7 protein-coding genes and 1 tRNA gene are annotated in these 6,237 nt (G+C 65.3%); 4 read left to right on the top strand and 4 right to left on the bottom strand.

Features of this window, described 5'->3' with window-relative positions:
* Positions 1-95 precede the first annotated feature (95 nt).
* Positions 96-611, bottom strand: coding sequence for a hypothetical protein (locus RM780_RS27420; protein ID WP_311633611.1), 516 nt, complete (start codon positions 609-611; stop codon positions 96-98).
* Between the two features lie 420 nt (positions 612-1,031).
* Here RM780_RS27420 and RM780_RS27415 point away from each other — a divergent pair, with 420 nt between their 5' ends.
* Together RM780_RS27415 and RM780_RS27410 are read left to right on the top strand one after the other, a co-directional pair.
* Positions 1,032-1,823 (top strand): sortase domain-containing protein, encoded by a 792-nt coding sequence (locus tag RM780_RS27415; RefSeq protein ID WP_311633610.1) that lies wholly within the window; start codon positions 1,032-1,034, stop codon positions 1,821-1,823.
* Positions 1,824-2,019: 196 nt separating this feature from the next.
* Positions 2,020-2,934, top strand: a complete 915-nt coding sequence (locus tag RM780_RS27410; protein WP_311633609.1) for a NotI family restriction endonuclease — start codon at positions 2,020-2,022, stop codon at positions 2,932-2,934.
* Here RM780_RS27410 and RM780_RS27405 read toward each other — a convergent pair.
* Complete coding sequence (locus tag RM780_RS27405) at positions 2,931-3,950, bottom strand: DNA-methyltransferase (protein ID WP_311633608.1); 1,020 nt, start codon at positions 3,948-3,950, stop codon at positions 2,931-2,933. The two genes, RM780_RS27410 and RM780_RS27405, sit on opposite strands and share 4 nt — an antisense overlap.
* A gap of 441 nt (positions 3,951-4,391) precedes the next feature.
* Between RM780_RS27405 and RM780_RS27400 the strand changes: the two genes are divergently transcribed.
* Positions 4,392-4,712, top strand: a complete 321-nt coding sequence (locus RM780_RS27400; protein WP_311633607.1) for a DNA methyltransferase — start codon at positions 4,392-4,394, stop codon at positions 4,710-4,712.
* The gene (locus RM780_RS27395; protein ID WP_311633606.1) at positions 4,697-4,939 is read left to right on the top strand and encodes a hypothetical protein; all 243 of its coding nucleotides are present in this window, start codon (positions 4,697-4,699) and stop codon (positions 4,937-4,939) included. Before RM780_RS27400 ends, RM780_RS27395 begins: the two co-directional genes overlap by 16 nt.
* Positions 4,940-5,079: 140 nt before the next feature.
* On the opposite strand, the gene RM780_RS27390 is transcribed toward RM780_RS27395, so the two are convergent.
* Positions 5,080-5,886 carry an ATP-binding protein gene (locus tag RM780_RS27390; RefSeq protein ID WP_311633605.1) on the bottom strand — a complete coding sequence of 269 codons (807 nt, stop codon included), beginning with the start codon at positions 5,884-5,886 and terminating at the stop codon, positions 5,080-5,082.
* A gap of 112 nt (positions 5,887-5,998) precedes the next feature.
* Positions 5,999-6,075, bottom strand: a tRNA-Ala gene (locus RM780_RS27385).
* Positions 6,076-6,237 lie beyond the last annotated feature (162 nt).

Raw genomic sequence — 6,237 nt, 5'->3', positions numbered from 1 at the left:
CCCCCCTGCACCGCGAAGCCGCCCGCCCCGACCTCCCGGCCCCCCACCTCTGGGCCGCCTTCACCCACCAGGGCAACCCGTCGCCGGGGTGAGCGTCACGAGCCCTCAGGGGCGAAGCGCATCACCGCCGTGCCGTCCTCGATGCCCAGCACCGCGAACTCGACGATCATCGTGTCGGCGTTCCCGAAGCTGCCGCCCTCGGGCCCGATGCCCACCTCCGTGAAGCCGCTGCCGCCGCCGGAGAAGGCGATCGCCAGCCTGACGCGGCTCTCGCCCACCTCTGCGATGGTCACCCCGCCGACACCCGGATCGAAGGGAATGGTGGTGCCCGCCGTGACCGCGACCTCGCACGCGCCGTCGGCACAGGCGCCGACGTCCGTCCCGTCCGCGGCGTCCTCCGGCGCGAGGGCGGAGAACTCGGGCGTCGGCCCGGGGGTGGGCGAGGGCGCCTCGGGCTCCGGCTCCTCTGAAGGCGTCTCGGCGGCGGGACCGGCCTCCTCGGGCTGTGCCGCCTCATCGGCATCAGAGCCGCAGCCGACCACCGCCACCACGGTGGTCACGGCGGCGAGAACGGCCATCCCGGCCCGGCTGAAGCGTGTACGCGGCCTCATGAGGAACTCCGATCCCAGAAAGGGGCTAACGGTCCGCGCCTGTTGTAACGGCCCGCCCCGGGAGGGGTCCCCACCCGCTCACCCGGGCCGCCCGTGGGCGCCAAGGTCCGACTGGACGACCGAGGAGCCGCGCAGGCGCACCAACGGCGGTGCCGGTGCTGGTGGGCCGGCCCGCGCCACAGGATTCGCCCAGGCTCCCTGCCACGCGCCGGTTCCCCGACGCCCGGACGTGTCGATACCGGCATCGTCTACTCTGGAAAGGCCACTGCGGAGTCAGACAACTACCGGCAAGGGAGCGGACCTTCGGCCGGCCAAGACGACGAGTTCACGAGCCTCCACGGCGCACCCGACGAGTACCACGCAGCTCGGCCAGCCGTGTCGACCCGACCCGCCCGTCGCCCGCTGGCGACTCGACCCGAGATGAGCAGCACCATGTGGACAGGACCTATACCCCACGCATTAAGGCCCGCCGCGACGCCTAAGCGCAGACCGACCACGTTCCTCATCGCCGGCCTGACCGCCACCCTCATCGCCCTCGCCGGATGCGCCTCCAGCACCAACGAGGCGCCGCCCACGCCGGAAAGCCGGCCGACCGCCACCGACGTCGCCGAGGAGACGCCGACTCCCACCGAGGACCCGACCCCCGAGCCCACGGAGGACCCGGAGCCCGAGGAGGAAGAGTCCCTCGCCGGCGACGGCAGCCCGCAGGTCGCCTACCTGACGATTCCGGACATCGGCATCGAGGGCCTGCGCGTCGAGCCCTACCAGGGCGAGACCGACGACGGCCCCGGCACGGAGATCCAGGACCGCGGCCTCGCGGCCAGCCCCCACGGCCCCTCCGGAGGCATCGGCCCCGGAGGCATCGGGAACTACCAGGTCACGGCCCACCGCAACTCGGCGGGCGCCCCGTTCTTCGCGGTCCCCGACCTCCGGAACGGCGCGAGGGTCGAAGTGGCCACCGACGACCGCGTCTTCGTGTACGAGGTGGTGGACACCCGGGAGACCTCGTTCCGCTCCGAGCAGTCCCTGGCGGAACAACGAGCCGCCGTCCCCGGCTACCCCGGGCGCACCCCTGAGGAGGCCATGATCACCATCTCGACATGCGCCACCCAGGAGGACCACGCCGAGGGCAACTACTGGTCCGACGAGCACGGCAACCCCGAACACCGCATCGACAAGATCGGCATCCTGATCGACTCCCGCCCCGCCTAGCAGCCCCGCAAACGACGAGATCCCGTCCGAGCGATGCTCGCCTGACCGCATCGCTCAGGCATCCACCACTGGCTGACCGGCTCATCCTGAGCTACGTCACCTCAGGTCGGGCACCTCCCCGGCGCACGCCGTGCGCCGGGGTCTCTCCAGGAACGAGTCGAATCTGGGTCTCTGTGCACGGGGCTACGATGAGTAAGTGACTCACAGCAACAAGTCCCGCCGAGGAACCTTCTTCCCTCTCGTTGAGGCCAACGGGTTCCCTTACGACAGTCAGTCGCCCGAAGCCCACCAGGCATGGGAAGGCGAGGCGTGCCCGTTCGCTGGCGGACTGTGTGAGAAGCAACGCCAGTACAACTTCGGCTACTGCTCAGTGAGCTACGCGGCAAAGTGGGACAACGGAGAACGTCGAACCTACGCCGTCTGCGACCATCGCCTTGATGGTCCGCCTGTGGAGTGGGCAATGGCCGACTATTTCGGTGACACACAAGCGACACTCGTTCCAGAGGTGACTGCAACCGGCACCCCAAAACGCAACATCGACTATATCGCCTTCACCGGTAACCTGGATGCTTCCGAAACGGGAAATGTCATCGCGATCGAGACCCAGACGATTGACCTTCGAGGAGGCGGTGTCGGGCCAGCTTGGGAAGCGTGGAAAGCCAACGATATCGACAACTGGCGAGCCTACTTCACGGCCGAGGCGAAGCGAAAGAACCGTAAGGATACTGTCGACTACGGAGTCAATACCGGCAACGTATACAAGCGGCTTGGGACTCAGGTGGCAGAAAAGGGTACCTACCTCAAGCAGGTTGATATCCCCCTGTATGTAGTCATGCAGAATAGCATCTTCCGCCAACTTCGCGAGCGAGTCCAGTTCACTCCCGTCGATCACGATTGGGATATCACTTTCGCTGGCTTCGACTACGACGGAACCCTTCAGCCTAACGGCCAACTAGCACTGGGGTTGCAGGAAGTAGTAAGGACGACCTTGGAGGATTATGTCGAAGCGATGGCGCGAAGTGGTGAGAGCGGAGACCTGCGAGCTGACTTCATAGAGAGGGTGAAGAAGAAGGCCAAGGTGGTGCCGAGCCAGACGGACCTATTGTTTTAGAAAAGGTGCGTCTGAGGCTGCACCCCTTCACTGCCAGTCGACTCGTCTGAAGCCTCAGAAGCGAACCTTAGGTTCGTGGCATTCATGCGTGCCGATGACGAGAAGTTCGACGTGATCTCGAACCCCACTGCTCGCCGTCCATTCTTAACGGCAACAGCCAGTGCTCTTCCCGTTCCACAGAAGGGGTCGAGCACCAGGCCGTTAGGCGGAGACGAGCTCAGAATCCTCGGCTCGATCAGCTTGACCGGGAACGTGGCTGAATGACCATCGGAGCCGGCTGAGACGTTGACGTTGACCACGTCTCGGGCGCCGTCTTCCACCGCGGACATGTCGTAGTAGTACTTCGGTCGACCTTCCTTTGGTCGCTTCACGAAGTGGTAGAAATGCTCGTGAGCAAGCCGCAAACGATCCTTCTCGGGGCGTGGCGGAACGTTGCGCTTCTCCCAAATAAGGTCGTTGCGAAGAATCCAGCGCTTATCCTGCATGGCAATAGCGAAGCGCGCAGGGATCATCAGAAGCTGCTTCTCTTGGCGGAATCCGCCCATCGGCGTCTTTCGGCGCATGCGGGGGTTATCGCCAAGTCCCTGGCGGCCGTCGAAGCGGATGCTCGACCACCGGGCGAAGTAGGTATCGCCAATGTTCACCCATAGACTGCCGCCTTGTTTGAGGGCAGATGCGCTGCGCTGGAAAATCTCAACGAGGTTACTTACATACCACTCCGGCAATGGCTCCATGCCGAGGCAGCCGCCATGCAGGCGATACCAGTCATATGGTGGAGGTTCCTCCTTGCTGCCACCTTCAGCCTCCCACTCGTGCAGTACGTCCTCGTTGTGACTCAATCCGTAAGTGCGGAGTCCCCAATACGGCGGAGAGGTGATGATAAGGTCAACCGAGTTTCCCGGCAGCTTGTCCAAAAGGTCATAAGCATCACCCTCGTGCACCTCGGCTGCCCCGTCTGGCAGCGGGAGCGTGATCCCCGGTGTATCTTCCATAGCCTGCCTTAGGTAATCGATCATGCGGTGCGCTGAGGGGCGTCCGGCCGTGAGTGTATACCGAAAGGGTCCGATTTTCAATCCTAATGGCCCGGGTGATCGGCGGAGACGGCGGCGGATGCAAATTTCGGGTGTATCGCTACTTGTGAGAATTCCGGCGTCAACAGGAATCACCCATGCGTGGGAGCTCAAAAGGTCGACTGAGCCAGACGTTAACCTTTCTCTGTTGTTAGCCTCGCGCTAAACATGGCACTGAGATTGCATCGAGCGATGAGTGGGTCGATTCGTCCGCTCAGATGCCGGAAACAGTAAAACTTAATACGGAGCAGACTCATGAGAATATCTATTGGACGAGGAGACGGGACCCAAAGTTCTAAGCAAACCGGGGGTAGCCTGACTCTCACCCGCAACGCCACCCTGATCGGTGACGTCCGTCAGCGTCTGCGCGACCTGCCGACCGCCACCGTGGACAGCATCGTCACCAGCCCGCCGTACTTCGGCGTCCGCAACTACGGCCACGACCGCCAGCTCGGCAGCGAGCGCGCCGTGACGGAGTGGGTAGACGAACTCCGCACTGTCGCTCGCGAACTGGCCCGCGTCCTGCGACCGGCCGGCGCCCTGTGGCTCAACCTGGGCGACAGCTTCGCCCGCCATCCGGCCGAAGGGGCCACCCCGAAAAGCCTGCTGTTAGGGCCGTCGCGTCTGGCCTTGGCGCTGCTGGAAGACGGCTGGATACTGCGCAATCACGTGGTGTGGGCAAAGACCAACCCATGCCGACGTCGGTAGCCGACCGTCTGACCACCACGCACGAGGCCATGTACTTCTTCACGCGGTCGCGCAAGCTACTCGACGCCATCCGGCAGCCGCTGCGCACGACGCAGAAGCAGACGACGAGCAACCCGGACCGCACCTACCCGCCGGACAGCGCGCGCCTGGACGGCCGCCGCGTCAGCACCAACAACGGCCTTGGCAAGCTGAAGGCCGCTGGCCTGGCCGGGCATTCGCTGGGCTGAGTGGGAACCTGACTGGTAGGACGCCCTGCTCGACAGAGATCACCCGACTGGTCAGTCCAATCGCACACTCAGGTGCACGGCGATCCTGTCGGGCATCTCGGTGATCGCTACGACCGGCGGCGCCTGCGGCGCCGTTGCGTCTATACCCTCCCCAACCCCTCCAACACCCGCTCAAGCAGCGCCACGCTCGCCATCTCCAACACCTCGCCCCGCGGTAGCCGGGTCGCCTGCGGTACTCGCCGCTGGAGGTCTGGTCCGGTACTGGGTGAGTCGCGGGGGATGGGCGGCGTCCCGATCACCAGCTCTGCCCACACGACTTTGCCTCCGGCCGGCGGCCGGGCGACGCCCCACCTTCGCGTCACTGCCTCCACCAGCAACAGGCTCCGGCCGTGTCCCGCCTCGTCGTTGGCGTCCTTCTTCACGGGTGCCGTGGTGCTCCGTTCCCATACCTCTATATACAGGCGACTGTCTACGACACGGAGCTGCACCGCGATCGGGTGCTCGCCCTGGATCTCGTGCAGCTTCACGTCCGGGTCGGGCAGTCCCGTGGCCACCACCGCGTTGCTCACCAGCTCACTCACCACCAGCTCGGCGTCCTCCACCTGTTCAAGCAGGAACAGGAACGCATCACACGGGAGCTGGACGGCGCGCGCAACAGCATCGAGCGGGCACAGGTCGAGGGTGACACGCTGCTGCGCATGGTGGAGGAGGCGCTGTTGCTCTGCGCCGATGCCCACCAGCTGTATGCCAGCGCCCCGCCCGAGGTGCGACGGCAACTGAATCAGGCGGTCTTCGATCGCTTCTGGATCATCGACAGCGAGATCGGCGGCGCTGACCTCACCGAACCGTTCGCCCGGCTCCTGACCACCGACCGCACCGACCGGCAGGACCGGCCCACACCGCCCCCGAAGGGGAAGGAGAAGGAATCCGCCGGTCACGTCGGCCACGACCGGCCAGACGGCCGCCGACGACCCCACACAGAACGTCCCAGGGGAACCCTGGCCGGAGAAACGAAGAACCCCGACCCCTTGCGGGACCAGGGTTCGAACGTCAGTACTTTGGTGGACCTGAGGGGATTTGAACCCCTGACCCCCTCGTTGCGAACGAGATGCGCTACCAGGCTGCGCTACAGGCCCGTGCTGCGGTGAAACTCTAGCACCCTGGGCGGGAGCAGCAGAAATCGGTTCGGGGAGGGGAGGGGGGAGCTACTCGCCGGAGGCGCGGCGTCGGCGGCGGGGGGCGTCGTCGGCGTACTGGTCGAAGAGGGGGGTGCGCTGGGGGGCGGCCTGGGGGTCCTG

Origin of the sequence: Streptomyces boetiae, assembly GCF_031845405.1 — a bacterium.
GTDB lineage: Bacteria > Actinomycetota > Actinomycetes > Streptomycetales > Streptomycetaceae > Streptomyces > Streptomyces boetiae.
The sequence above is the reverse complement of the archived record's forward strand: the minus strand, read 5'-3'. Positions and strand labels throughout refer to the sequence as shown.